Here is a 25,402-nt window from a genome sequence, read left to right as displayed (position 1 = left end):
CCACTCCCCATGCTCAACGGAATTTGGTTAAGCTTCTTTATTGCTGCCTTCGCGGCCTCACTCTGGCAGTGGTTGGTTGGCGGCGATAGCGAGGTATTTGCCCGCTTGGTGCAGTCGCTGTTCGACATGGCGGAAGTGAGCGTTGATATTATCCTGGTGCTGCTGGGCACCATGACGCTGTGGCTGGGGTTTCTTTCGATTGCCGAAAAGGCAGGCTTGATTCGCCTGCTTGGACGGGTGCTCGACCCGCTGTTCTGCCGCTTGATGCCAGAGGTTCCCCGCGGCCACCCTGCTATGGGGCTGATCAGCATGAACTTCGCGGCGAATATCCTGGGTCTGGATAACGCCGCCACACCGATTGGCATCAAGGCGATGCACTCGCTGCAGAGCCTTAACCCCAGCAGTGAGACCGCCAGCAACGCACAAATTCTGTTTCTGGTGCTCAATACCTCTTCTCTCACGCTATTGCCGGTAACGATTTTTATGTATCGCGCCCAGCAAGGCGCCGCCGACCCCACGCTGGTCTTTTTACCTATTTTGCTGGCCACAACCGCCTCCAGCCTGGTAGGGCTTTTGGCGGTGGCACTGATGCAGCGCTTAAAACTCTGGCAGCCCGTGGTGCTAGCCTATTTAGCGATTGCTGCACTTGCGTTGGGGCTACTGATAACCACGCTGGCAGGCATGTCCGCCCAGGCGCTAGCCGCGGCCTCTACGCTAGTCGGTAACCTGACGCTATTTAGCATCGTGATGATGTTTTTAGTGGTCGGGGCGTTACGTGGGGTGAGGGTGTACGACGCCTTTATTGAAGGCGCAAAAGAGGGGCTGAGCTTTACCATCACGTTGCTGCCTTACTTGATCGCCATGCTGGTGGCAGTCGGCGTACTGCGCGCCAGCGGCGTTTTAGACGCTGGCTTAGGCGGTATCCGCTGGATAGTAGAAGGCTTTGGCTGGGACACCCGCTTTGTCGATGCTCTCCCCACCGCCTTTGTGAAACCGCTTTCTGGCAGCGGCGCCCGCGCCATGATGATCGAAACCATGGATACTTTCGGCGTAGACAGCTTCGCCGGGCTACTCGCGGCCACTATGCAAGGTAGCACTGAAACCACCTTCTATGTGCTGGCTGTCTACTTTGGCGCCGTGGGTATCACTCGCATTCGCCACGGGTTGGGCTGTGCGTTGGTCGCCGATGTGGCGGGAGTAACCACTGCGATTGCGGTGTGTTACTGGTTTTTTGGATAGCTGGTGTTAGCTGGCTTTCGTTCACTGGGCTCAGCGTCTACCTTTCAGGGGAGCCGCATTAAGGTCTACAGGCAGTAGATCAGGAGCCATCGCTAAGCAGTAGAAATGCGTTTAAACATTCGTTGCTCCCGAGTGTTTACCGCTCAAGGACGATAGGTGAAATATGGCAGGCGCAAGCAGTTTATTGATAGCGCTGGCGGCCTTCTGCTGGGGGATATCTGGGGGAATCGCAGGCATTTTGTTAGACGACGGCTGGGATGCAGCCGTCGTGTCATTTTATCGAGGGTTTATAGGGCTTCTCTTCGCACTTGGGTGGCTGCTGCTTCAACGTCGGCATAGCGGCCTAAACAGCAAGCGGCTTTGGTTCTGGTCAGTGGTTGCAGGCCTGGGCGTCGCTGGCAATTTTACGTTCTATTTTCTTAGTATTGAGTATGGCAACGTTGCGGTCGCTGCCACCCTGATGTACTGCGCCCCTGTTTTTGTCTACCTCGTCTCATTTTCCCTCAAACTAGAGCGCCCCACCGCTGCCAAGTGGCTGGCCATTGCGCTGGTCATGGTGGGTATTGTGCTGTTAACCAAGCTGTATGCCATCAGCGCCAGTGGTCTCTCGTTAATTGGCGTAGGCACCGGGCTGCTTGCCGGGCTCTCTTATACAGCGTTCATTTTTGGTTTCAAGTATGCCGCGCCCCATGGCAGTCCTCAGGCAATTCTTTCGGTCGCCTTCACCGTGCTAGCCATCGCACTGCTGTTTCCAACGGACATTAACCAGGCTGTCAGCGTTATCAGCGCTCCGGAGCTGCCGCTGTTTGTGGCGCTGGGCATTCTCGGCGCTGGACTATCTTTTCTGCTGTACGTGGTAGGTATCAAGCATGCGGCACCTGCGCTAGCCTCCATGGTTGCCATGGTCGAGCCGATTACCGCCACCCTGTTTGGTGTAGCGGTGTTAAACGAAAGCCTGGGCGTTATTCAAATGGTCGGTATGGGGATCATCTTGCTAACCGTCACCGCGCTGAGCGTTTCTTCCCGCTGATAAGCTTAACGGCTACACTCACCGCGCATGGGCGCACTCAATGCCTTGCTCAGCATTGACCCCACCAGCCCTTGCCCAATGAGTACGGTTAGTTTCGCGATAGCGGCTTCCAGGGTAATATCACTTCCGGCAATCACGCCCGCTTGATTGAGTGCGGCACCGGTGGCGTAGGCGCCCTGCACTACCTCGCCTTGGGCACACTGGGTGACGTTAAGCAGCGCTACGCCTCTCTCGCTGGCCGCCTTCAAGGCGTCAAGCAGCTCGCCTTCAAAGCTAAGCGGGTTGCCAACCCCGTAGCTATAAAGCACCAGCCCTTTTAGCGTTTTATCCGCCAGCAACGCCTTTGCGCGGCGCAGCGACATTCCTGGATGCAGCGGCAGTACCGCCACCGCCTCGTCGTCCACCTCAATAGGTGCAAAATTCGGTTTACCGCTTAGCAGCGCCGAGGGCTGAGGGAAGTTTATACCAATGCCAAGCTCGGCAAGCCAGGGGAAGTTGGGTGAGTCGAAGGCATCCAAGCCTTGAGTGCGCACCTTGCGGGCTCGGTTACCGCGCAACAGCCGGTCGTGAAACACCAGGCTTACTTCACAAGGTGTTGCGGGGTGAACCGCAAGCTGCAGCGCGCTGAACACATTATTCAGCGCATCGCTTCTTGGCTCACCCAGGGGAATTTGGGAGCCGGTGAAGATCACCGGCTTATTCAACGCACCGAGCATAAACGAAAGCGCCGCGGCGCTGTACGCCATGGTATCGGTGCCATGGAGTATCACAAACGCTTCATAGCACGACCAGTGGATTTCCAGCTGTGCCACCAAACGGTTCCAGGCCTCTGGCATTAGCTCGGCGCTATCAATCAACGGCTGCATTTCCAGCACATCAAACGCTGGCAGCCGGTAAAGATCGTCCAATGCCAAATGCGCCGCTAGGCGTTCGGCCAGCCCCGCGCAAGGTATATAACCCTGTGACGATGGCTGCATACCAATAGTCCCACCGGTATAGAGCATCAGTACGCGGGGCATGGCCACTCCTTTCCTAATCAGTACAGTCGTCTAAATAAATACTTACTTCGCAGGCACGCCTTCCAGGCGCTGCTTTAACGCTTCGGCCTCTTCAGGCTCTAGCTCCCAGGCTTTTGGATCCAGGTCAAGATCTGGGTGCTGGTTAGCGTCAAAAATCGGCTGTTTGATGCCCTGCCGACGCTGACCATCGAAGTCTTTCAAAATGCGCAGGCCGCACTTGAACAGCATGATCAGCGCAATCAGGTTGACCACGGCGAGCAGCCCCATGGTGACATCAGCAAAGCCGAACACGGTGCCCAAATCAGTGGTCGCGCCCCAGCAAACCAACAGCACGATGGCAACGCGGAAGGCGTTAAACAGGTTCTGGTTGTCGCGGCTAAAGAAGTTGAGGCTGTTCTCACCCAAGTAGTAGTTGTAGAGAATGGTGCTAAACGCAAACAGCAACAGTGCCAAACTGACAAAAGTGCGGCCCCATTCGCCCACATGGTCGGCCAGCGCTGCCTGGGTCAGGGCGATGCCTTCAACACCAGCACCTACGGTCGGGTCATAAGCACCGCTGAGCAGAATCACAAACGCCGTGGCGGAACAGATAATCACGGTATCGATAAATACCGAAAACGCCTGCACGATGCCCTGGTTGGCAGGGTGCGGCACATAGGCCACCGCCGCGACGTTTGGCGCACTACCCAAGCCCGCTTCATTAGAGAACAGGCCACGCTTCAGGCCCATCATAATTGCCGCGCCAATACCGCCACCAATCAGTGGTTCAAGGCCGAAAGCGCTCTTTACAATCAGCACAATCACGCTAGGTATTTCCGTAATATTCATGGCGATGACCAGCAGCGCAATGGCGATATAGCTCACCGCCATAAAGGGCACCAAAACCTCGGAAATACGTGCAATACGCTTAATACCGCCGAAAATAATCAGCCCTACCAGCATCGCCAGGGCAATACCGCTATAAAGCACCGGTACGCCAAAAGCATCGCCGAAAGAGGTTGCCACCGCATAGGATTGCAGTGCGGTAAAGGCAAAACCGAAGGTCAACAGCAGCAGTACCGAGTAGAACGCTGCCAGCCAGCGCCACTGCTTACCCAGCCCTTTAACAATGTAGTACGCGGGGCCGCCGCGATAGGTGCCGTCACCTTCGGCTTCTTTATAGGTCTGTGCCAGGGTGCATTCCAAAAAGCTGGTGGCCATACCCATTAAACCCACCAACCACATCCAAAAAATCGCCCCTGGGCCACCCAAGGTAATCGCAACCGCTACGCCGGCGATGTTGCCACCACCAACGCGCCCAGCCACTGAGAGCACCAGCGCCTGAAACGAGCTTAAATGGCCGTGTTTATTGCGCTTAAAGGCTTGGCCGGAACCGAGGATGCGAAACATCTCACCGAAATAACGAAACTGCACAAAGCGGGACGCAACGGTAAAACCGATGCCAACGCCCACCAGCAGCACTAGTAGAACCTTCCCCCACAGGAGGTCATTGAGCATATCGAGCATGTGATTCTCTCCGCGTTTTTGTATTAGCGTTATGTTTGAATTCGCGTCGTTTGTTATCGCGCTTGTGGAATTCGCGCCGCGGAGAACGTTTTACCAAGTGTGGGGCAGGATTAAATTTGGCGCAGCGGTGCAGTTGTGTGCACTCGCTGCATCAGTGGGTGCACCATAGTGCATCAGGCAAGCCGTCAGACCTTCTCGGCAATGCGGTGGGCTAACTTATGGATAAAGGGGCCGCTGATAAACGCAATGATCCCAGCGGCTGGCCAGGCAAGAAACCAAGCGTGCATCCAGATGCCAACAAAATCAGCATGCATGCCGATATTCACGTAGGTCACCCAGGCAGACATAATTAGCGATAGCGTAAACGACATGAGAATAGCGAAGATAATTCTATGTTTCATGAGAGTACCTAAGGATGATGTATAAGTGCAGGTAGATTAACAAACATCTATAACGGTAATATATGCCAATATATGAGAATCAATTTTACAGAATTGCAAAATGCGAAAACCCTCGTTAGATGACCTAAATATCTTTATCGTGGCCGCTAATCAACGCAGTCTCACGGCTGCGGCGGCATCGTTGAAGATGACTATTGCCACCGTGTCGAGGCGTATAAGCGCATTAGAAGCAACGCTAGGCGTTGAGTTGCTCTATCGCTCAACCAAGGGGTTGACGTTGACGCCTCACGGCGAATCCTACTACCGCGAATGTGAGGAATTGGTGCTCGCACTAGATCAGCGCATTTTGGATCTGGATCAAACGCTGCATAGCCTAAGCGGGCCGTTGAACATTATGGCGCCGGTCAATTTGGGCAGCGGGCCGCTAGATGCATTTTGGCGTCACTTTATCCATCGCTACCCTGAGATTTCGCTGACCATCGAGCTGGACAACAACGTAGCCGACATTCGCGGCCAACAAGCGGATATTGCACTACGCTCTGGGCCACAAAAAGACGATACGCTGATCCAGAAATACCTGGGCTATATAGAGTTCATATTGGTGGCATCACCCACCATGATGCATCCTCTTCCCAGTAAGATTGATGAGTTAGAAGCGTGCCCCAGCGTGGCCGCCAAAATGTTTAGCGACTGGCATCTCACGCACAGGGAAGGCAGTCAGTACACTTGCCGCAAAAGCCATTTTCACATCAGTAACGACATGAGTATTGTGCTGAATCTCACCCAATCGGGCGCCGGCGTTTCCTTGATGCCTACCAGCATGGTGGCCAACAGCCTACAAACGGGGGAGTTAATCCGAGTACTGCCTGAGTGGCAGGGGCTCAACAGGGAAATTTTCCTGGTATGGCCCTACCGGCGAAGCCTTTCAGCGCGGGCCAAGCTGTTTCGCAGCGAGTTAATCGAATTCCTCAGTCACCAATCCTGGTTCCACTCTGCTGATTAGACCGACTGTACGGAGCAAACTGGCTTCTCTACTGGCGCCGTAACGCCAGCAGTTAACGACCATCATTTTTGGATAATGCTTAGATGCCCGCTTTTGCCGCCCGAGCAGCGTGGAGCTTTTTATAGCTTTCAATCAAGCGCTGGTGGCGCTCTAGGCCTTCTAACTGCATGTTAGTGGGCGTTAGGCCGTGGAAACGTACCTCGCCACTCACTGAACCAACCACCGCCACCATGGTGGCTTCGCCGAACATGCGCTGGAAGTTATGCAGATAATCTTCAAGCTCCAGCTCATCATCCAGCACAATTTCCAGCACCGCGTTCACTGCTTGATAGAACAGGCCGCGCTCGACGGTGTTGTCGTTGTACTGCAGGAACATCTGCACACAGTCCAGCGCCTCTTCATGGCGCTGTAGCGCCAGGTAGACCAGCAATTTCAGTTCTAGAATGGTCAGTTGGCCCCACTCGGTGTTTTCATCAAACTCGATACCAATCAGGGTGATGATATCGGCGTGGTCATCCATCTGGCTCTCTTCCAGCCGTTCGACAAGGTCGGTGAGCTGATCGTCGTCGAGGCGGTGCAGGTTGAGAATATCTTCGCGGTAATCCAGCGCCTTATTGGTGTTATCCCAGATCAGATCTTCGATGGGGTAAACTTCGGAGTAGCCCGGCACAAGGATACGGCACACCGGTGCTCCCAGGTCTTCGTGTACCGCCATATACACTTCGGCACCCAGCTCTTCAAAGATACCGAACAGCGTCTCGGCTTCTTCCTCGTTGCTGCCGGAGAAGTCCCACTCGCTGAACTCAAAATCAGACTTGGCGCTAAAGAAGCGCCATGAGACCACGCCCACCGAGTCGATAAAGTGCTCAACGAAGTTGTTCGGCTCAGCAACCGTTTGCGAATTAAAGGTGGGTAGCGGCAGATCATTCAAGCCCTCGAAGCTGCGGCCTTGGAGCAGCTCGGTCAAGCTGCGCTCCAGCGCTACTTCAAAGCTTGGGTGGGCGCCAAAGGAAGCAAACACGCCGCCGGTGCGCGGGTTCATCAAGGTCACGCACATGACCGGGAACTGCCCGCCCATGGAGGCATCTTTCACCAACACCGGAAAGCCTTGAGCTTCCAAAGCGTTAATACCTTCGACAATGCTGGGGTATTTCGCCAGCACCTCCTGCGGCACATCCGGCAGAGCCAACTCCTGCTCGAGGATTTCCCGTTTTACCGCCCGCTCAAAGATTTCCGAGAGGCACTGTACCTGAGCTTCTACTAGGGTATTGCCCGCGCTCATGCCGTTACTCAGGAACAGGTTTTCGATCAGGTTGGAAGGAAAGTAAACCGTTTCGCCATCGGATTGACGCACATAAGGCAGCGAGACAATGCCCCGGTCTTCGCGACCCGAGTTGGTATCGATCAGGTTTGAGCCGCACAGCTCGCCTTCCGGGTTATAGATCGCCAAGCAGTGCTCGTCGAGGATTTCCGCAGGCAGTTCATCGTTCGGGCCCGGCTTGAACCACTTCTCATTGGAGTAGTGAACAAAGGCGCTGCCCGCCATCTCTTCGCCAAAGAACTGGTCGTTATAGAAGAAGTTGCAGCTCAGACGTTCGATAAACTCGCCCAACGCCGAACACAGCGCACTCTCTTTGGTCGCGCCTTTGCCGTTGGTAAAGCACATGGGGGAGGCCGCATCGCGAATATGCAGTGACCAAACATGAGGCACGATATTACGCCAGGAGGCGATTTCGATCTTCATGCCCAGGTCAGCAAGGATCGCGCTCATATTGGCAATGGTCTGCTCCAGCGGCAGGTCTTTACCTTCGATGTAGGTACTGCCGCCTTCCGGTGCGCCCATCAGCAGCGCCTGGGCGTCCTCATCGATGTTTTCTACCGTCTCGATTTGGAAATCAGGGCCAGTTTGCACCACTTTCTTGACCGTGCAGCGGTCAATGGAGCGCAGAATGCCCTGGCGGTCTTTTTCAGAAATATCTTCAGGCAGCTCGACCTGGATTTTGAAAATCTGCTTATAGCGATCTTCCGGATCGACGATATTATTCTGGGAAAGACGAATATTTTCGGTAGGAATATCACGGGCGTTGCAGTACACCTTTACAAAGTAGGCCGCACACATGGCAGACGATGCCAGGAAGTAGTCAAACGGCCCCGGTGCCGAGCCGTCACCTTTATAGCGAATCGGCTGGTCGGAGATAACCGTAAAATCATCGAACTTGGCCTCCAGGCGGAGGTTGTCGAGATAGTTAACTTTGATTTCCATGAGCGGGCATCCGGAGCAATGAGTTTGCCTAGCAGTGGGCAGTAGGCGAATTGCGGCCCATTATCCAGTTTTTTACCCGCTTCGTCTTGGTCAGTCTCCCAAATCATCTACCACATGTCGTGCAAAAATGGTTGTTCTTACTACAGCAGCAACTCGGGGTTCTCTTCACGCACTATTGAGCTTGCATCATACGCTCCGCCTCAGCTTCGCTGACCCCGAGCATCAGCAAAATCTGGCGTTGTGTGGCTACCAACACCTGCTTTCGCTCCACCTCCCCCGGCAAACTTTTGGCAATGGCGACGGCCCCTACCAAGGAGGCCAATATGACCCGGGATTTATCAGCAATCGCTTTGCGGTCATCGGCAAAGGGAAGTTGTTTCAGCTTACTCAGCGCTATCAATCGCGTTTCAAGCATCTTTTTCATACTCATATATGACGCTTCAAACAGGGTGCGGATTTCTGCTTTTTCACTGCCTATTTCGTTGAACAGTACCGCTTCAGGCCCCGGCTTATGCTTAGCTTCCAGCTCCTGGAGATTGCAGTAGTTGGCGACTAATTCGGTCAGGTGTTGTAACGAAAGCGGCCCTTTTACCAGCCTAGCCGCCCGGCTGTTATCAATGGTCAGGCGAACAGACTCATTGTAAAGGGCCTCTTTGGAAGCGAAATGTGCATAAAAAGCGCCATGCGTCATCTTGGCTAGCTTCATGATCTGGCCAATCGATACCTTTTGAAACCCATTGCGGCTGAATAGCTCCGTCGCCGAAGCCAAAATGCGCTCTTTGGTTTTCGATTTATGGCTCTTGGGATAAGGCATATCTACCTCGTCATACGTCAGCTAGGGTTTGTACGAAAAGTCGGCGAGCGAAGACTAGACAAGGCAAAAATCAACGAGAAAGCAGAGTTTACGGGGTGTAAATGAGCATTTCGAGGCGATTTTTAACGCAGTATTGTCGAGCGCAGGCAGTTTTCGTACAAAGCCTAAATATTATCTTGATCATATATTGCCCATTGCTAGGGTGACCATATCAATAACTCAGGAGTCACTATGCACTCACCTATCGTGATTACTGGCATGGGTATGGTCAGCCCGCTAGGCAACAGCGTCAACACAAGTTGGCAGCGACTGGTTAACGGTCAGTCTGGCATCAGCACCATTGACCGCTTTGACACAAGTAATATCCCGATCAAAATTGCCGGGGTGGTGCCGAGCATTAGCCATGACCCCAGCGGCGGTATTGACCTGGATGAGATAGCCGATCCCAAAGAGCAGCGCAAAATGGACTTGTTCAGCCTCTACGCATTGGCGGCAGCCAAAGAGGCACTGTCACAGGCCAACTGGTTTCCCGTTGAGCAGGCTCAGAAACGCAGAACGGCCACCATTATTGGTTCCGGCATTGGCGGCTTCCCTACCATTACTCAAGCCCAAAAAACCCTTGCCGAGCGAGGCTATCGCAAACTTTCCCCCTTCACGGTGCCCGCCTTTCTAGCCAATTTGGCGGCTGGCAATCTCTCCATTCGCTATGGCTTTCAAGGCCCTCTGGGATGCCCGGTTACAGCTTGCGCGGCAGGGCTACAGGCCATTGGCGACGGTATGCGCATCATACGCAATGGAGAAGCTGATGTAGCCCTCGTCGGCGGCGCCGAGGCGTGTATTGACCCGCTTTCACTGGCCAGCTTTAACGCTCTAAAGGCCGTTTCCACAGAAGCAGACAACCCTGAACGCGCGTCCAGACCCTTTGATAAAGCCCGTAACGGTTTTGTGATGGGAGAAGGCGCTGGCGTTATGGTGATCGAAACGCTTGAGCATGCGGTCGCGCGGGGTGCAACGCCGTTAGCGGTGATTAGCGGCTACGGCACCAGCGCAGATGCCTATCATCTAACGGCAGGCCCAAAAGATGGGGCTGGCGCAGCAGCAGCGATTCAAGCAGCGCTAGGCATGGCGAACCTTACCACTGATGCTATTGACCATATCAATGCCCACGCTACCTCGACCCCCGTTGGCGACCGGGCTGAAATTGCCTCATTGCGTAATGTATTCGGCGAGCGCTTGCCCGCCATCCCGATTTCGGCAACGAAAGCCGCCACAGGCCATCTCTTAGGCGCAGCAGGGGGCATAGAGAGTATTTTCTCTGTATTGGCAGCCAATACGCAGCAACTTCCGCCTACCATCAATCTTGAGCACTGCGATGATGATATGCAGGATTTAACCTTCGTCACGGCGACTCATCATAAGCACATCACTAAGCATGTATTGTGCAACGGATTCGGTTTTGGTGGCGTCAATGCGGCGCTTATTGTTAGCAGTATCGAGCGTTAAAGACGGAAATAAATAAACCGATCTGCCGCCAGGCTATGATCGGTTTATCTAAACACTATTGTCATCCTTTCTTGCATAGAAACGACAGCGCTTCCTCAAGCAGCATTTCAGGAACTTCCTCAGCGATGTAGTGGCCGCAAGGCAGCGCTTTGCCGTCTACATCGGTGGCGACTTTTTGCCACTCGCTTAAAGTATCGAAGCAGGCTTCAATAGCGCCTTCAGCGCCCCACATCACTTTTATCGGGCAGGTGAGTTTTACACCCGCGTCGATATCTGCCTGATCGTGCGCTAAATCAATCGTGGCGCTGGCGCGGTAGTCGCCGCAAATGCCGGTGGCGGTACCGGGGAGCGACAAGCAGCGCTCATATTCGGCCAGGGCTTCTGAGGAGAAAGGCGCCATACCGGCACTGCGGGCACCCATTACGCTTTTCAGATATTGGGCGGGATCGCTCTGGATCAGCATTTCCGGCAGCGGCTGAGGCCGAATCAAGAAGAACCAGTGCCAGTAACTGCGTGCAAAGGCCTCGTTGGTGCCGCGATACATGGCAAGCGTCGGGGCGATATCCAATAGCACCATGCGCTCTACGCGTTCAGCGTGGTCAACACCTAAACGGTGGGCGACCCGCGCGCCGCGATCATGGGCCAGCACTTTAAAACGCTCGAAACCCAGCGCGCTCATTAGCTCAGCCATATCCTGCGCCATAGCGCGCTTGGAGTAATTTAGATGCTCAGGATCATCGTCGGGTTTACTGCTGTCACCGTATCCGCGCAGATCCGCGGCGATAATGGTGAAATATGGGGCAAGTTCTTCTGCCACTTTGTGCCAAATCACGTGGGTCTGAGGGTGGCCATGAAGCAGTAGCAGTGCTGGGCCTCTGCCACCCATTCGAAAAGCGATCTCGACGCCATTAACGTGGCGTGTTTGTTTTTCAAACCCATGAAACATGGTGTTCTCCTGGTCTGCTGGCAATGTAACTAACACAACGTAATCGCGTAACCCTTTTATAAACGCCTATATCAGTGATTCGCAATACAAGTTGATGTTAAACCCTGACCTCAGTCGCTAGCGGCTGTAACCTTTTAACTGCTGAATAAGAAAGTCTTTTAACGCTATCACGGCAGGCGTCAATGAAAGGCGATGAGGGCACACAAGGTAAAGCGGCGTTGGCTCGCAGGGAAACTCCTCCAGCATTGCCACTAGGCGACCATTGCGAAGATCTTCTTCAACGTCTAGCCGTGACTTGTAAGCAATGCCCTCGCCAGCCAATGCCCAGCGCCGCACACAATCGGCATCGTCGCTCACCCGATTGCCTTTTACGTTGATGTTGTCACTCCCGAACTTCCACTGGTTATGAACACGTTCGCCAAGCACGAAACACAGACAGTTGTGCTGGTGTAAATCGTCGGGGTAAGCAGGACTGCCATGACGCGTAATATAGTCTGGAGAGGCACATACCACGCGATAGTTATCGCTTTTAAGCGGCAATGCGACGAGGCTGGAGTCTTCCGGAACGCCGTATCGCAGGGCGATTTCTACGGGTTGGCGGAACAGATCACTCACGCGGTCACTTACTCGCAGGCGTAAATGCAACTGCGGGTGCTGGGCCATAAAGGTGTCCAACCAGCCCAGCAGCACATTGCGACCCAGGTCGGAAGGCATGGCAAGACTGAGCTCTCCAGCGATCTCTTGGCGCTCGCGGTGAAGTTCTTTCTCGCCTTGGTTGAGAGCATTGAGCGCCGCTTTAGCGTGCACAAGGTAGTGTGCGCCCGCGGTGGTTAGCCGCAAACTGCGGGTAGAGCGCACCAATAGCCGCGTGCCTAGCGCATCTTCCAAACGTTTGATGGCCACACTGGCCACCGCTGGAGTAATCGCTAACTCCCGCGCAGCGGCAGAAAGGCTGCCGTGCTCGGCGGCATAGGTCAGCACTTTTAGATCATCGACACGCATTAGACCCCCTGGCGCCTGCTATCTTCAAAATTTATTAGAAACTGTTAGCAAGATTACCCCTCTTTTTAGCAAAACAACATCCAGGCATGATGGCGCAACGACAACTCACGAGACTCCCCATTATGAAAGCGATTGCCTTTACCCAAAGTCTGCCTATTGATCATCCTGATGCACTTCAAGAGATTGAGTTACCGATCCCAACACCAGAAGCCCACGATATTCGTGTTGCGGTTAGCGCCATTTCCGTAAACCCCGTTGATGCCAAAGTGCGCAACAGCGCCTTGCCGAAAACCGGCGAGCCGCGCGTACTTGGGTACGATGCTGTGGGCATTGTGGATGCCGTTGGCAGCGCCGTTACGCGTTTTCAGCCAGGTGACCGGGTGTGGTATGCGGGTAACGTTGCTCGCCAAGGCTCTAACGCCGAGTTTCAACTGGTCGATGAGCGCATCGCCAGCCTAGCGCCAAAAAGCCTTTCTGACACTGAAGCCGCTGCGCTTCCATTAACCGCCATTACCGCTTGGGAACTGCTGTTTGACCGGCTAGAGCTGGGCATGCGCGATACCCAAGGCAAAAGCCTGTTGGTGATTGGCGCAGCGGGGGGCGTGGGCTCAATCCTTGTGCAACTTGCCAAACAGCTCACCGATATTACTGTTATTGGTACGGCGTCTCGGCCCGAAAGCCAATCCTGGGTGAAGTCGCTAGGCGCGGACGCAGTGATTGACCACCACCAACCACTTGATCAGGCGCTTAAAGTGGCAGGCTTTGACGGGGTGGATATGGTGATCAGCCTTAACCAAACCGATCACCACTTTGAGGCCATTGTTGAAGCCCTTAAGCCTCAGGGCAAATTGGCACTGATTGATGACCCGGAACTGATCGATGTGCGGAAGCTCAAAGTGAAAAGCCTTTCGCTGCATTGGGAGCTGATGTTTACCCGCCCGTTATTCACCACCGACGATCTTGCCAAGCAGCACGATCTGCTCACAGAAGTGGCAGCCATGGTCGATGATGGAAGGCTAACAACCACCTTAGGCGAGGTGTTAGGCCCCATTAATGCTGAGAATCTAAAACGCGCGCACGCACTTATTGAGAGCAACCGCACGATCGGCAAACTGGTCTTGGAAGGTTTTTAAACAAAAAATTGCTTAATGGGCGCGACGGCCCTGGCACAAGGCCGTTGCACTCTGAGGCGTGAACCATCACATTAGGCAGCCACGACACCAAGAGAATCGAGTCACCCCATGCATGACGATTTTGTGGCCAACCTGCGCCTGCTCTGCAGCTACTACCCGTCTATTGCAGAGGTTTGTCGGCGTTTAACGATCAACCGTGCTCAGTTTAACCGCTACCTGAGTGGGCGCTACCGCCCCAGCCACGCCGCTCTTCAGCGCATTTGCCACTTTTTCGGCGTCACCACTGAGGATATCGCGCTACCCCATCATGATTTTCGTGCTCTGGTACAAACCGGCCAGCTCAATAGAGAAGCAACTCCAGCAACGCTGCCTTGGCCTAACGCGCTGGTTCAGCGCGGCAGCGAAGGCATGGAGCGCTATATTGGCCGTTACTTTGAGCTTTATCACTCAATGTCGCGACCGGGGCAGTTAATGCGAACTTTGGTGTGCCTGGAAGCACGGGAAGGTGGCGTGGTCTATCAGCGCACCGAGCGGATGCAGACCACGCCCGGCTCCCGCCCGTGTCACAATCGTTATGTAGGTACCGCGGTTAAGCTTGCTGATCGACTCTTTTTGGTCGACCACGAAACCCTTAACGGCCATGAAATCACTCAGACGATTCTGTTTCCGAGTTTTCAGAGCCAAGTGACGCGTTTGACCGGCTTAAAAATAGGCGTGGCGGATAACAGTGAACGCATGCCCTGTTGTGTGCGGGTGGTGTATCAACGCCTGGATGAACAGGTCAGCCTGCGCGAAGCGCTGGCACAGTGCGGTTTAATAACACTGGACGACCCTTCACTTGATGACGCTCTAATAGCCGCCACTCGAAACGATGTGGCCGCTGATGAGCATCACTTCAGAGCTCGTCACTAGAGCACGGATGTTTAAGTAGGTAAGCGTTAAGAGGAAGGCACCAGCACTTGCTGGAACAGAATCTTTTCAAAGTGTTCCATGGGCTCGACGGATTTCAACGTCTTGGCGCGTAGTATAGCGCCTTCCCAGCCGGTAAGAATAAAGCTGGCGAGCGCTTCTGGGGGCGAATGGGTGGCAATATCTCCCCGCGCCTGGGCATCTTCCAGGCAGCGCACAAAACGCTGCTCCCAGCGCTGAAAGACTAGATTTAGCGCATCGCGGAAGGTATCGCTCTGCCCCGAAAGCTCTTGGCCAAGGTTGCCAATCAAACAGCCCGTGGCGTGGTCGCACTCGTGCATATGCTCACGGCCAGCCGCGAAGTAACGTTTTAGACGCTCAAGCGGCGGCGTGTCATTATCTTCCAGCAGCGCCATCAACGTTTCATCATAGCTGGCGGCAAAACGCTCGATCACCGCCAACCCGAAATCTTCTTTGCTGGAAAAGTAGTGATAGAAAGAGCCTTTAGGCACACCGCAGGTTTTTAAAACGGCATTAATGCCCGTTGCGTTGTAGCCTTGCTGACTAATCAGCTGGGCGCCGCTATCGATTAATTTGTCGCGCGTTGCAGTATTTTTCATATGCCTAAAGTAGACCAGTCAGTCTATTGCTTTCAAGTGAGAGAAAGCCAAGTGAATGAAAGCCAATTTGTAAGAGAACCCAATTGTAAGAAAATCTAGCTGTAAGAAAGCCTGGTTAAGTGGCAGTTGCATGTTATTTGCACATTTTTTGACTAATGGCTGCTTAACAATGCGCGATGCTGGGCTTTGTACGAAAACTGCCTGCGCTCGCCAATACGGCGTTAAAAATCAACTCGTGCGCGAGTCCGATCAAAATGTTCATTTACACCCGTAAATTCGCACGCGAATCCGATCCTTTTTTCGTTGATTTTTGCCTTATCTAGCCTTCGCTCGGCGACTTTTCGTACAAACCCTAGCATCATACGCTTATTTTTCTGGAATTTTCGCTCCCAATGGATGACGCGCGGTAATGACTCTTTCTCGCTATTACGCTACGAATCAACATGGCCGCATTCGTTTGGGTGCTGTGGTCGCATTATTGATTCTTATTACCACATTGGCCCTTGCTTGGTGGATCATTACTCAACCACCGCGTATAGAGCGTACCCCACCGCCAGAGCCTCTGCCTAGTGTGGTAGACGTTGTCACGGTGAATGCCAGTTCCCAGGCACCCAACCTGTACGCTTTTGGGCGTGTTGAAGCAGAGCAGGAGACGATGCTGGCCAGCCGAGTAGCGGGCCAATTGGAGCGTTTTGCTGATAACGTTGTGCCCGGTCAGGTGGTCGAGCAGCAGGCCCCTGTAGCCTATATAGACCAAGCCGACTTGGCCCTGAGCCTTGAAGATGCTGAGGCGCAGTTGTCCAATGCTCAAGCGCAGCTGGCGCTAGAGCAGGCGGAGCAGCAACGCGCCCGCAGCGAGTACGAATCTTTTGGTCGTCAGCTCTCAGCAGAGCGGCGGTCACTGGTACTACGTGAACCGCAGCTGCGCCAAGCACAGGCCCAAGTCACCCAAGCACGGGTGGCCCGCGACCAAGCGGCGCTGAATGTGGAACGCGCCACTCTCACTGCTCCCTGGCGGGCCATGGTGCAAGAGCGCCTGGTCGGCGCCGGCAGCCTGCTCAGTCAGGGTACAGAAGTAGTCCACTTGGTGGGCGTTGAGCAGTTTTGGGTGCGCGCCTCGCTTCCCAGCGAGTGGACGGAGTGGCTGGAAGCGGGTAGCAGCGTTACGTTAACCAGCCGCGGCTGGCCCGAAGGCGCCACACGCGAAGGACTCCTGGTCTCAATGCTACCCAGCCTTGAAGAGAATGGCCTGCAGGCGCAGCTGTTGATTGCGGTTAACGACCCACTCGCCCTAGAGACCGACGGCCCTGCCCTGCGCCTGGGCGATGTCCTGCGCGCCTCTTTTCAACCGGCTATTCAGGAGCAGCTTATTTCACTACCTTCTGCGGCTCTCCGCCCGGGTGACGTAGCGTGGCGGGTAGATGAAGAGAATCGTTTACGCCGAACGCCGGTCACCCTGGCTTATCGCGGGGAAGATGATGCTTTGATTCGTGGCGGCTTGGAAACCGGCCAGCAGGTCGTCACTGCGGGCTTGGCCCAGCCCAGAGAAGGCCAGCTAGTGCGCATTCGTCACCCCAACGACACCCCGGCTCAAGCAGGAGATGGACCGGGAGATGAATCATGAAGGTACCACGCGGCCCATTGGCTTGGATGGTAGATCACGGGGTAGCCCCCAACTTATTGATGGTGCTGTTTATCGTCGGCGGCCTAATGGCGTCGCTAGCGATTAAGAAGGAAGTGTTCCCTGAATTCGACATCGAAGTCGTGCAAGTCACTATCAGCTACCCTGGCGCCACGCCGGAGGATGTGGAACAGAGCCTGCTGCTACCGGTGGAAGCCGCGATTGCCGATGTAGAGGGCATCGACGAGCTGACCGCGACGGCCAGCGAAGGCAGTGCCAGCGTCAACGCAACGCTGATTGATGGTGTGGATGTGATGCGCGCCTATCAGGATATCCAGCAGGCGGTGAACGCCATCACAACTCTCCCCAGCGCTGCCGATCCACCGCACTTTACCCTCGCGGGGCGCTCCCGCAGCGTGTTGAGCCTACAGGTTTACGGCCAAGTCGGTCTGGAAGCACTGCACAACGCGGCCGAAGACGTGCGCGGTGAACTGCAAGCCACTCCCGGCATCTCCCGTGCGGAGCTATCCGGCAACCGCGAGCGAGAGATTCAAGTCCACTTGGACGAAGAGGCCATCGAGCGCTATGGCCTTGATCACCAGGAACTTGCCAACCGCATTGCCGAAGAAGCCCTTGATCTTGCTAGTGGCCAGCTCACAACGGAAGAAGGTGAGTGGCTGATTCGCTATCAGGGGCGGCGTAACAGCGCCGAGGCCTTTGCCGAGCTGCCGATTCTGACCAGCACCCAGGGGGCGCCGATTACCCTGGGAGAGATCGCCAGAGTCAGCGATGGCTTTGCCGAAACCGACCGAGAGGAGTTTTATAACGGCCAGCCCGGTCTCTCTGTGGATGTTTACCAGATTGGTGATCAAACCCCGACCAGTATTTCGGAAGCGGTCAACGGTGAGCTTGAGCGCCTACGCGCAGGTATGCCAGAAGGCGTCAGCCTGGATATTTCCCGCGACAGCTCAGAAGTTTACGAAGATCGTCTTAGCCTGCTGTTAAAAAACGCCTGGATGGGGCTAGCGCTGGTATTGGTACTCATGGCGCTATTTTTGGAAGCGCGGTTGGCGTTCTGGGTCACCCTGGGCATTCCAACGGCGTTCCTGGGTGCCATGCTGTTTCTGCCCTGGATCGGCGTCTCGCTCAATATGATGTCGATGTTCGCCTTTATTATCGCCCTGGGGATCGTGGTAGATGACGCCATTATCGTTGGTGAGAATATCTACAGCTACCGGGAAGAGGGTTACTCACTGCGCGATGCGGCGGTCAAAGGTGCCAGCGAAATTGCCACGCCGCTAACCTTTGCGATTCTGTCCAATATCGTCGCCTTCCTGCCGCTGCTATTTTTACCCGGCTTTTTGGGGCTAATTTTTGCCACCGTGCCGGTAGTGGTGGTGACGGTATTCTTGATTTCCTGGCTGGAAGCCTTGGTGATTCTACCCGCTCACCTGGCGCATAGTCGCAAACCGCGCCAAACCCCGGCGTGGCAGCGTCCCCTTGAAGCACTGCGCCAGCGCCTTCAGGGGGGCCTGCACCACTTTACTTATCACCAGTTCGAACCGTTCCTGCAACGCGCCCTCAATCAGCGCCTGCTCAGTGTTTCGCTGGGCATCGCGATTCTGTTGATCGCGCTCTCCTGGGCGATGAGTGGGCGTTTGGGCTTTTCCCTGATGCCACGGGTCGAATCGGATCAGGTGCAGGCCACGGTCACCCTGCCCATTGGTAGCAATATCAACGTTAGCCGCGAGCTTAGCCAACAGTTGCTCGACGCCGCCGATGCCCTCAGCGAGCGCGAAGAGACACTTAGCTTCAGCAGCTCACGCAGCCGCTTAGATGGCGAAAGTTTGGAAGTGCGTTTGGATATTGCCAGCGAGAGCCTGGAAGCGTGGCCACCCTCGCGTATCGCCCGGGAGTGGCGTGATCTCACCGGCGATTTACTCGGCGCCCAGTCGGTTCGTTTTGAAGCCGATGTCGGCGGGCCCGGTAGCGGCGCGGCACTCAGCCTACGTCTTTCGCACCCGGATACTCAGGTGCTGGAAGCCGCCGCCGAACGCTTAGCGGAAACGCTGGGCGGCTATGGCCTCACAGATATCGACAGCGGCCTTGGTGACGGTAAACCGCAGTTAGAAATGCGTCTTTCTGCCGAAGGCCGCGCCTTGGGGCTCACGGGTAATAATCTAGCCCAAGCCCTGCGCGGGCCACTCCAGGGCGCCACCGCGCTTGAACAGTACGTGGGGCGCAGCGAAATCAGCGTTGAGGTACGTTTACCCACCGACACCCGCGACAGTTTGAATGAGCTCTACCGCATGCCGGTGCGCACACCTGATGGGCTGAGTGTACCGCTATCGCGAGTGGCCGACATTACCATCAGCCAAGCCTCTAGCAGCCTTGAACGCATTAACGGGCGGCGGATTATTACCGTTACCGCTGACTCGGAAAACGATGTGGCCATCAATCAAGTGCTCGCCACGCTCCAGGAAGAGGAGTTTCCCAGTCTGGAAGCGACCTGGCCGGGGTTGGAAGTCAGCATGGGTGGCCGTCAGCAGGATACCGCCGACAATTTAGCCACGCTAAGAACTTCCATGTGGTTAATGATTGCCGCGCTCTATGCACTGCTGGCGATCCCTTTTAGAAGCTACCTACAACCACTGCTGGTGCTGGCCGCGATCCCCTTTGGCATTGTTGGTGCCGTCGCTGGACATATGATCATGGGCTTCGGGCTATCCATCATTAGCCTGCTGGGTATGCTGGCGCTCTCAGGCGTGGTCATTAACGACGCCTTGGTGCTGATTGATTACGCCAACCGCAAACGCCGTGAGGGCATGGCCGCCCGGGAAGCCATTGTGGCAGCAGCCACCCGCCGCTTACGCCCGATAATGATGACCACGCTGACGACCTTTCTAGGTCTGGCACCGATGATCTTGGAAACGTCCAGACAAGCGCGCTTTATGATCCCCATGGCGATCTCGCTCGGCTTCGGTATGCTTTTCGCCACAGTGATACTGCTGATCCTGGTGCCCTGCCTCTATTTAGGCATGGAGAATGTTCGCGAGCGGCTCAGCGCGCCACGCCAACCGACACTAGATAAAAACCCTAGCCAAGAAGAAGGAGCCCACTGATGGCCTTGCTCACAGCCATACGTCAATGGCGCCCCTCTCGGCTGGGGCTCAAGCTGTTCGTGATTATTCTCAGCGTCAATGTAGCGATCTCAGCGAGTATGTTTCTTGCTGTCTCGTACAGTATTGACCGCGGCTTTCTCGACTACCTCAACCAGGCCCAGGAACGCCGTGCCACACTGCTGGCTGACGGCCTCGTGACTCGCTGGGAAACCCAGCAGAGCTGGGGATGGCTGGAGCAGTCACCGGAACGCTGGCCGTATATTGTCCGCTTTGAACTGGGTCAGGAGCATAGTGACCGCCCTTCGCCACTCGGTGAGGCGCGGGACTTCACCCTGCGCGCAGCGGATGGCCGTTTTGTGGTGCTCCCCAGGAGCGGGCGCGAAGGTTCGGGCAGTTGGCATTGGCTAACCCTTCGCAGCGGCGATACCGATATCGGCTCGTTGGGTTTTCGGCCCCCCCGAGAAATGATGGAGCGTATGGAGAGCCGCTTCCTTGAGCGCCAACAGCGTAACTTGGTGCTTATCGTGATATCACTCTGCGTTGCCTCACTGCTACTGGCAGGCGGGCTCTCCTGGTGGCTGGGGCGACGCACTCGGGCACTGGCGGGCGCCACGCTGCGGCTTACCGAGGGCGACTATCGCACTCGACTGCCTGAACGCGGTCGCGATGAGCTATCGCGCCTGGCACGCGACTTCAACGTATTGGCGGCAACGCTGGAGGCCAGCCGCGATGCCCGCGCCCGCTGGGTTTCTGATACCGCCCACGAGCTGCGCACGCCGCTGGCGGTGCTGCGCGGCGAAATCGAAGCCATGCAGGATGGGATTCGTCCATTGAATCAGGAGAACCTTAGCTCCCTCGCCCAGGAAGTGGGGCAGCTAGAGCGTTTAGTGGCGGATTTACGCTTGCTATCGCAAAGCGATGCTGGCGCGCTGGATATTCAGCTGGCGCCGATGGATCTTAGCGACTGCCTTGCCAGCCGCCTGTCCGACGCCGACCGCTGGTTAGTCGAAAGCGGTTTAACGCTGACCGAACAGATCGAGCCTGGCATTATGATTCGTGGCGATGCCCAACGCCTGCGCCAGCTGTGGAACAACCTGTTGGATAACAGCTGCGCTTATACCCAGCCGCCGGGAGAGCTACGCGTCACGCTTACCGCTCAGCAGGGAATGGCCGTAGTCATCTGGGAAGACAGTACGCCAGGCGTGCCGGAAGGTGAATTAGCCCGCTTGACCGAGCGGCTCTATCGCGTTGAAGGCTCGCGCAGCCGTGCCAGTGGCGGCAGCGGTTTAGGACTCTCAATTGCCAGCGCCCTGGTTAATGCCCACGGCGCAACGCTGACGCCCTCTAGCTCAACGCTAGGTGGGCTACGCTGGACGCTACGTTTTCCGCTGTTGGCTGCTGATTAATATTTCCGGGATTAGTGTCACCAAAACTGATAGTACAAGAACCGTTACGCCCTGCTTTTACGTTCACTGTTAAGCGAGTCTACCGCTATGTCTGATGCTGCCTCTTTACTGATTGTTGAGGATGAACCGAAGATTGCCCGCCTAATGACGGACTACTTAACCACTCATGGTTTTGAGGTGACGACCTTAGGCCATGGCGATGAGGTAATGCCGTGGCTGGAGCAACACTCCCCCGCTTTGGTGCTGCTCGATATCATGCTACCAGGCAAAGATGGCCTCACCCTAAGCCGGGAAATTCGTCAAAAGTGGCCGACCATTGCGATCATTATGGTCACCGCCAAGGTAGAAGAGGTGGATCGCTTGCTGGGGCTAGAGCTGGGTGCCGATGACTACATCTGCAAGCCATTCAGCCCCCGGGAAGTCGTCGCACGGGTCAAAGCGGTACTACGCCGTAGCCAAGCGGCGGCCGATGCCCCAGCCGAGGTGCAAAACGCAGCGGTGGTATTAAACGAAGATGGCTGGCAGGCGCTCGCCCACGGGCAGGATTTAGGCCTAACGGCGGTGGAGTTTCAACTGCTGCGGGTGATGATGCAGGCGCCAGGACGTATCTTCAGCCGCGAACAGCTGATGGATCACATGTATCGCGACAACCGCATCGTCTCGGAGCGCACCGTAGACAGCCACATCAAAAAGCTGCGCAAGAAGATCCACGAAGCGCTTCCGGAGCTGGAGATCATCCGTTCTGTCTATGGCGTAGGGTATAAGTACCAGCCGGAGGGATAACAACAGGACTGCTTATGAAGGCGCTTGTAGTAGAAGACAACGTTAATTTAGCCAACTCTATTGCAGCCACACTTAGCGAGGCTGCCTTTAGCATTGATGTCGCCGACGATGGCAGAAAAGCACTCCATATGCTTGAACAGGGCGGATACGACCTGTTGGTGTTGGATCTTGGCCTGCCTGAATTGGATGGCATCTCCCTACTACGCACATTACGCCACCAGCAGGATACGATCCCTGTCTTGATTATTTCGGCACGCGACAGCCTGGATCAGCGCATACATGGTCTTGAAGTGGGCGCAGACGACTATCTATGCAAGCCTTTTTCGTTGGAAGAAGTTACTGCACGTGCCCGTGCGTTAGTGCGGCGTGCCAAGCACTTTGGCGGAGAAACGCTGCAGTGTGGGCGCTTAGAGTTTTTACCTGATGCCATGGAGCTTCGGCTTGATGGCAAACCCTTGCTGTTGCATCGCCGCGAGTTAGAAGTCATGGAGTACCTGCTGATAAACCAAAATCGCCTCGTTAATAAGGATCAAATTATCGACCGACTATCTACCTCCGATGAGTCGGTCAGCTACGCCGCAGTGGAAACTTACATCTCCCGGATTCGTAAAAAAATTGGCTACGATTTCGGCTTAAAAACGGTACGCGGCCTGGGCTATTACCTGGAATCTAAAGAAGTGAAAGCCCCTGATTATGAATAAACGCCAATCGATCCGCAGTCGGCTGCTTTTATGGATTGGACTGCCTTTCACCGCCCTCGCGATCTTGGCATTGATCTCTAGTCACCTGCTGCTGTCTCGCCAAATTAATGCCACCTTTGATGACCTGCTACTTAATGCAGCTCAGCGGCTGGAGCGTCGAATTTACACAGCGGATGGTGAGCTACGCATCAATATGCACTATTTCAGCATCAGTACACTTGGCAGCAGAGGTGAAGGAAAAATTTTCTATCGAATTAAAGAAAATGACGGAGACATAATCGCAGGCTTTAGCGGTTTGACAGATCCACCCCAAACGTCGCATGAGCCAATTTTTTATGATGTAGATTATGCGGGCAATGCTTTAAGAGCTGTTGCGCTCACCCTTCCGTTCCGGCGCGGAGGCGAACCGGTAGACATTGAAGTCGTCGTCGCCGAATCAAAGGAAGCCCGCCACACCCTTACCAACGACTTCATGATAACGCTCACAGGATTAATGGTCGTTACAGGATTACTAGCAATTTCAATTGCACTTTTAGCCATTCACCTTGGGTTAGCACCTCTTAACGCGGTTAGCCAAGCCTTGCGACAACGTTCACCGAATGACTTGCATGCATTGGATGATGCAGCCCCAAAAGAGATCCTGCCGCTAATCCAGAGTATTAATCATTTAATGCAGCGTATGCGGCGCAGTATTGAAAGCACTCAGCAGCTCAATGCTGATGTCTCGCATCAGCTTAGAACACCGGTCTCAGAGATTCGCGCTTTAACGGAAATGTCGCTTAAAGACCCCTCGCAATCACCCGCTCATACTAGCCTGCGAGAGATTCAACGCATCGCTGAACATGCCAGTCATACCGTTAAGCAACTGCTTAAATACGCCAAGACACGCAGCGAATTAGTCGATACGTCTCATCTCGAAAGTGTCGATTTAATCGCCATTTGCCATGATGCCTGTGCCCAGACTGCCCCTAATATTTATAAACAAAGCCAAGAACTCGCCTTTGATCAACATAAAGCAATACCTAACATTTTGGGCGACCCCATTATGCTGCGCTGGTTGGTGACCAATCTCATCGAAAATGCCAGCGTGCATGCGGGTGGCAGCATGGCCTATAGAGGCGTTATAACCGTTGCACTAACGGCTGACACGCGCCAAGTAACGTTAACGGTTAGCGATGAGGGTACCGGCGTGGAGGAAGCGCAGCTTTCCAAATTGACGGAGCGCTTTTTCCGCCACAACAAACATACGCCTGGAAGCGGATTAGGGCTGGCCATTGTGGAACAAATTGCAACGACGCACTCTGCCCGACTGGCGTTAACGAATCGACCCCAGGGCGGCTTTGAGGTCACGGTGACTTTCCCCGCTATTTAAGCGGCTGATTGACTATTCGCAGCATTAGCGGGGTCATAAAGATCAATAGCAGTAGGCGCAGTATGTGGTGAGAAACAACATAGACTGGGTCGATACCCATCACCATGGCGATCACCGCCATTTCTCCTACTCCACCAGGAATTAACGCAAGCAGGACAGCAACGAAGGCTAGTTGGGTAAAACTTGAAACCAACCACGCCATGAGCGCCGCTAACACCAACGCAAATAGGGCAAAAGTAATCCCATAGCGCCCCATGCTGACTACCTGCGACCACTGAGTCCCTGAAAAACGCGAGCCTACAGAAGCCCCCAGCACCAGAAAGGCTGCAAGCACTACCCCGGTCGGCAGGGAGTAATCAAATCCAAGATTAGCAATAATGGCCCCTGCGGCCATGGGCCCTAAAAACTCAGGCAGAGGAATTCTTAATAAGCGCGCTAACCACCAACACAGTGGTGCCAATAACAGAGGCAAAATATCGACTAAGGCTAGCGCTGATGGTGAACTGGCAAGCGCTACATCATCAACAAAAAAACTCGCCACGAAAGCCGCACCCGAGACCACGGTGACTAAGCGTAGTGAGTGAGAGATGGCGATCCAACGTAAATCTCCATTTGCACGTTCAGCCAGCACCAGCGCTGAATTCATACTCCCTGGGTACGAGCAAAAAATAGCATTCATCCGCCCTACTCTTGCTCGGTTAAAAATCCAGAACCCGCCGATCAGCATTAGTCCCATATAAACCAGCATTGCCAGCACACTGGGGTACCACAAAACCAATCCTACGAGCTCATCTGCTTGGATTCGACTCCCGATAAATAGCCCTAGCAGTGCGATGGCGGTGCGGTGTACGCGCTTATCGACACCTGTTTTCACCCCCACCAGTGATAAGCCCATCACCATAAACAGAGAACCAAGCATCCAAGCCAAGGGCAATGAAAAAAGGGTGGCAAACCAGCCACCCACAAAACCCAAGCCAACGGTAATGACAGTTTTTTTCAACATTTCAAA

The 25,402-nt window shown here is 54.8% G+C and carries 21 protein-coding genes; 12 read left to right on the top strand and 9 right to left on the bottom strand.

What is annotated here, in order from left to right; translation table 11 throughout:
• Positions 1-9: 9 nt before the first annotated feature.
• The gene (locus tag HZS52_RS10935) at positions 10-1,239 is read left to right on the top strand and encodes a nucleoside recognition domain-containing protein (protein ID WP_190374738.1); all 1,230 of its coding nucleotides are present in this window, start codon (positions 10-12) and stop codon (positions 1,237-1,239) included.
• A gap of 163 nt (positions 1,240-1,402) precedes the next feature.
• On the top strand, positions 1,403-2,269 hold the full coding sequence (locus HZS52_RS10930) for a DMT family transporter (RefSeq protein ID WP_022522323.1): 867 nt from the start codon (positions 1,403-1,405) through the stop codon (positions 2,267-2,269).
• A 5-nt stretch (positions 2,270-2,274) separates the two neighbouring features.
• Here the strand turns inward: HZS52_RS10930 and HZS52_RS10925 are convergent, their stop codons facing one another.
• The 3 genes from HZS52_RS10925 to HZS52_RS10915 form a co-directional block, all read right to left on the bottom strand.
• Positions 2,275-3,288 (bottom strand): asparaginase domain-containing protein, encoded by a 1,014-nt coding sequence (locus HZS52_RS10925; RefSeq protein WP_022522322.1) that lies wholly within the window; start codon positions 3,286-3,288, stop codon positions 2,275-2,277.
• A 42-nt stretch (positions 3,289-3,330) separates the two neighbouring features.
• Positions 3,331-4,794 carry an alanine/glycine:cation symporter family protein gene (locus HZS52_RS10920; protein WP_190374737.1) on the bottom strand — a complete coding sequence of 488 codons (1,464 nt, stop codon included), beginning with the start codon at positions 4,792-4,794 and terminating at the stop codon, positions 3,331-3,333.
• A 185-nt stretch (positions 4,795-4,979) separates the two neighbouring features.
• Positions 4,980-5,195: a DUF2798 domain-containing protein gene (locus HZS52_RS10915; protein WP_022522320.1), complete on the bottom strand. Its 216-nt coding sequence runs from the start codon at positions 5,193-5,195 to the stop codon at positions 4,980-4,982.
• 100 nt (positions 5,196-5,295) lie between these two features.
• On the opposite strand from HZS52_RS10915, the gene HZS52_RS10910 reads away from it, so the two are divergent.
• Entirely contained in the window at positions 5,296-6,198 is a 903-nt protein-coding gene (locus HZS52_RS10910) for a LysR family transcriptional regulator (RefSeq protein WP_190374736.1), read from the top strand.
• Between the two features lie 79 nt (positions 6,199-6,277).
• Here HZS52_RS10910 and HZS52_RS10905 read toward each other — a convergent pair whose 3' ends face one another.
• Positions 6,278-8,461 (bottom strand): OsmC domain/YcaO domain-containing protein, encoded by a 2,184-nt coding sequence (locus HZS52_RS10905; RefSeq protein WP_190374735.1) that lies wholly within the window; start codon positions 8,459-8,461, stop codon positions 6,278-6,280.
• Positions 8,462-8,633: 172 nt separating this feature from the next.
• Positions 8,634-9,275, bottom strand: a complete 642-nt coding sequence (locus HZS52_RS10900; protein WP_027958059.1) for a TetR/AcrR family transcriptional regulator — start codon at positions 9,273-9,275, stop codon at positions 8,634-8,636.
• Between the two features lie 231 nt (positions 9,276-9,506).
• Here HZS52_RS10900 and fabF point away from each other — a divergent pair, with 231 nt between their 5' ends.
• Complete coding sequence (gene fabF, locus HZS52_RS10895; protein WP_190374734.1) at positions 9,507-10,778, top strand: beta-ketoacyl-ACP synthase II; 1,272 nt, start codon at positions 9,507-9,509, stop codon at positions 10,776-10,778.
• Between the two features lie 61 nt (positions 10,779-10,839).
• Here fabF and HZS52_RS10890 read toward each other — a convergent pair whose 3' ends face one another.
• Both HZS52_RS10890 and HZS52_RS10885 read right to left on the bottom strand, forming a co-directional pair.
• Positions 10,840-11,724: an alpha/beta fold hydrolase gene (locus tag HZS52_RS10890; protein WP_190374733.1), complete on the bottom strand. Its 885-nt coding sequence runs from the start codon at positions 11,722-11,724 to the stop codon at positions 10,840-10,842.
• Between the two features lie 117 nt (positions 11,725-11,841).
• Positions 11,842-12,726 (bottom strand): LysR family transcriptional regulator, encoded by an 885-nt coding sequence (locus HZS52_RS10885; RefSeq protein WP_190374732.1) that lies wholly within the window; start codon positions 12,724-12,726, stop codon positions 11,842-11,844.
• A 122-nt stretch (positions 12,727-12,848) separates the two neighbouring features.
• Here HZS52_RS10885 and HZS52_RS10880 point away from each other — a divergent pair, with 122 nt between their 5' ends.
• The gene (locus tag HZS52_RS10880) at positions 12,849-13,859 is read left to right on the top strand and encodes a zinc-binding alcohol dehydrogenase family protein (RefSeq protein WP_022522314.1); all 1,011 of its coding nucleotides are present in this window, start codon (positions 12,849-12,851) and stop codon (positions 13,857-13,859) included.
• A gap of 108 nt (positions 13,860-13,967) precedes the next feature.
• Positions 13,968-14,771, top strand: coding sequence for a helix-turn-helix domain-containing protein (locus tag HZS52_RS10875; RefSeq protein WP_022522313.1), 804 nt, complete (start codon positions 13,968-13,970; stop codon positions 14,769-14,771).
• Between the two features lie 26 nt (positions 14,772-14,797).
• On the opposite strand, the gene HZS52_RS10870 is transcribed toward HZS52_RS10875, so the two are convergent.
• The gene (locus tag HZS52_RS10870; protein WP_022522312.1) at positions 14,798-15,388 is read right to left on the bottom strand and encodes a TetR/AcrR family transcriptional regulator; all 591 of its coding nucleotides are present in this window, start codon (positions 15,386-15,388) and stop codon (positions 14,798-14,800) included.
• Positions 15,389-15,797: 409 nt separating this feature from the next.
• Here HZS52_RS10870 and HZS52_RS10865 point away from each other — a divergent pair, with 409 nt between their 5' ends.
• From HZS52_RS10865 to HZS52_RS10840, 6 genes are all read left to right on the top strand, one after another.
• On the top strand, positions 15,798-17,012 hold the full coding sequence (locus tag HZS52_RS10865; protein WP_190374731.1) for an efflux RND transporter periplasmic adaptor subunit: 1,215 nt from the start codon (positions 15,798-15,800) through the stop codon (positions 17,010-17,012).
• Complete coding sequence (locus tag HZS52_RS10860; RefSeq protein WP_190374730.1) at positions 17,009-20,131, top strand: efflux RND transporter permease subunit; 3,123 nt, start codon at positions 17,009-17,011, stop codon at positions 20,129-20,131. Before HZS52_RS10865 ends, HZS52_RS10860 begins: the two co-directional genes overlap by 4 nt.
• Positions 20,131-21,537 carry an ATP-binding protein gene (locus HZS52_RS10855; RefSeq protein ID WP_009287362.1) on the top strand — a complete coding sequence of 469 codons (1,407 nt, stop codon included), beginning with the start codon at positions 20,131-20,133 and terminating at the stop codon, positions 21,535-21,537. Before HZS52_RS10860 ends, HZS52_RS10855 begins: the two co-directional genes overlap by 1 nt.
• A gap of 87 nt (positions 21,538-21,624) precedes the next feature.
• Positions 21,625-22,320, top strand: a complete 696-nt coding sequence (locus tag HZS52_RS10850) for a response regulator (RefSeq protein WP_190374729.1) — start codon at positions 21,625-21,627, stop codon at positions 22,318-22,320.
• Between the two features lie 14 nt (positions 22,321-22,334).
• Entirely contained in the window at positions 22,335-23,021 is a 687-nt protein-coding gene (locus HZS52_RS10845; RefSeq protein ID WP_009287364.1) for a response regulator transcription factor, read from the top strand.
• Positions 23,014-24,393 carry a sensor histidine kinase gene (locus HZS52_RS10840; protein WP_009287365.1) on the top strand — a complete coding sequence of 460 codons (1,380 nt, stop codon included), beginning with the start codon at positions 23,014-23,016 and terminating at the stop codon, positions 24,391-24,393. Before HZS52_RS10845 ends, HZS52_RS10840 begins: the two co-directional genes overlap by 8 nt.
• On the opposite strand, the gene HZS52_RS10835 is transcribed toward HZS52_RS10840, so the two are convergent.
• The gene (locus HZS52_RS10835) at positions 24,386-25,396 is read right to left on the bottom strand and encodes an AbrB family transcriptional regulator (RefSeq protein WP_022522306.1); all 1,011 of its coding nucleotides are present in this window, start codon (positions 25,394-25,396) and stop codon (positions 24,386-24,388) included. The two genes, HZS52_RS10840 and HZS52_RS10835, sit on opposite strands and share 8 nt — an antisense overlap.
• Positions 25,397-25,402 lie beyond the last annotated feature (6 nt).

Origin of the sequence: Vreelandella titanicae (assembly GCF_014697095.1) — a bacterium.
Taxonomy (GTDB): Bacteria; Pseudomonadota; Gammaproteobacteria; order Pseudomonadales; family Halomonadaceae; genus Vreelandella; species Vreelandella titanicae.
This window is presented reverse-complemented; position numbering and strand designations above follow the sequence as displayed.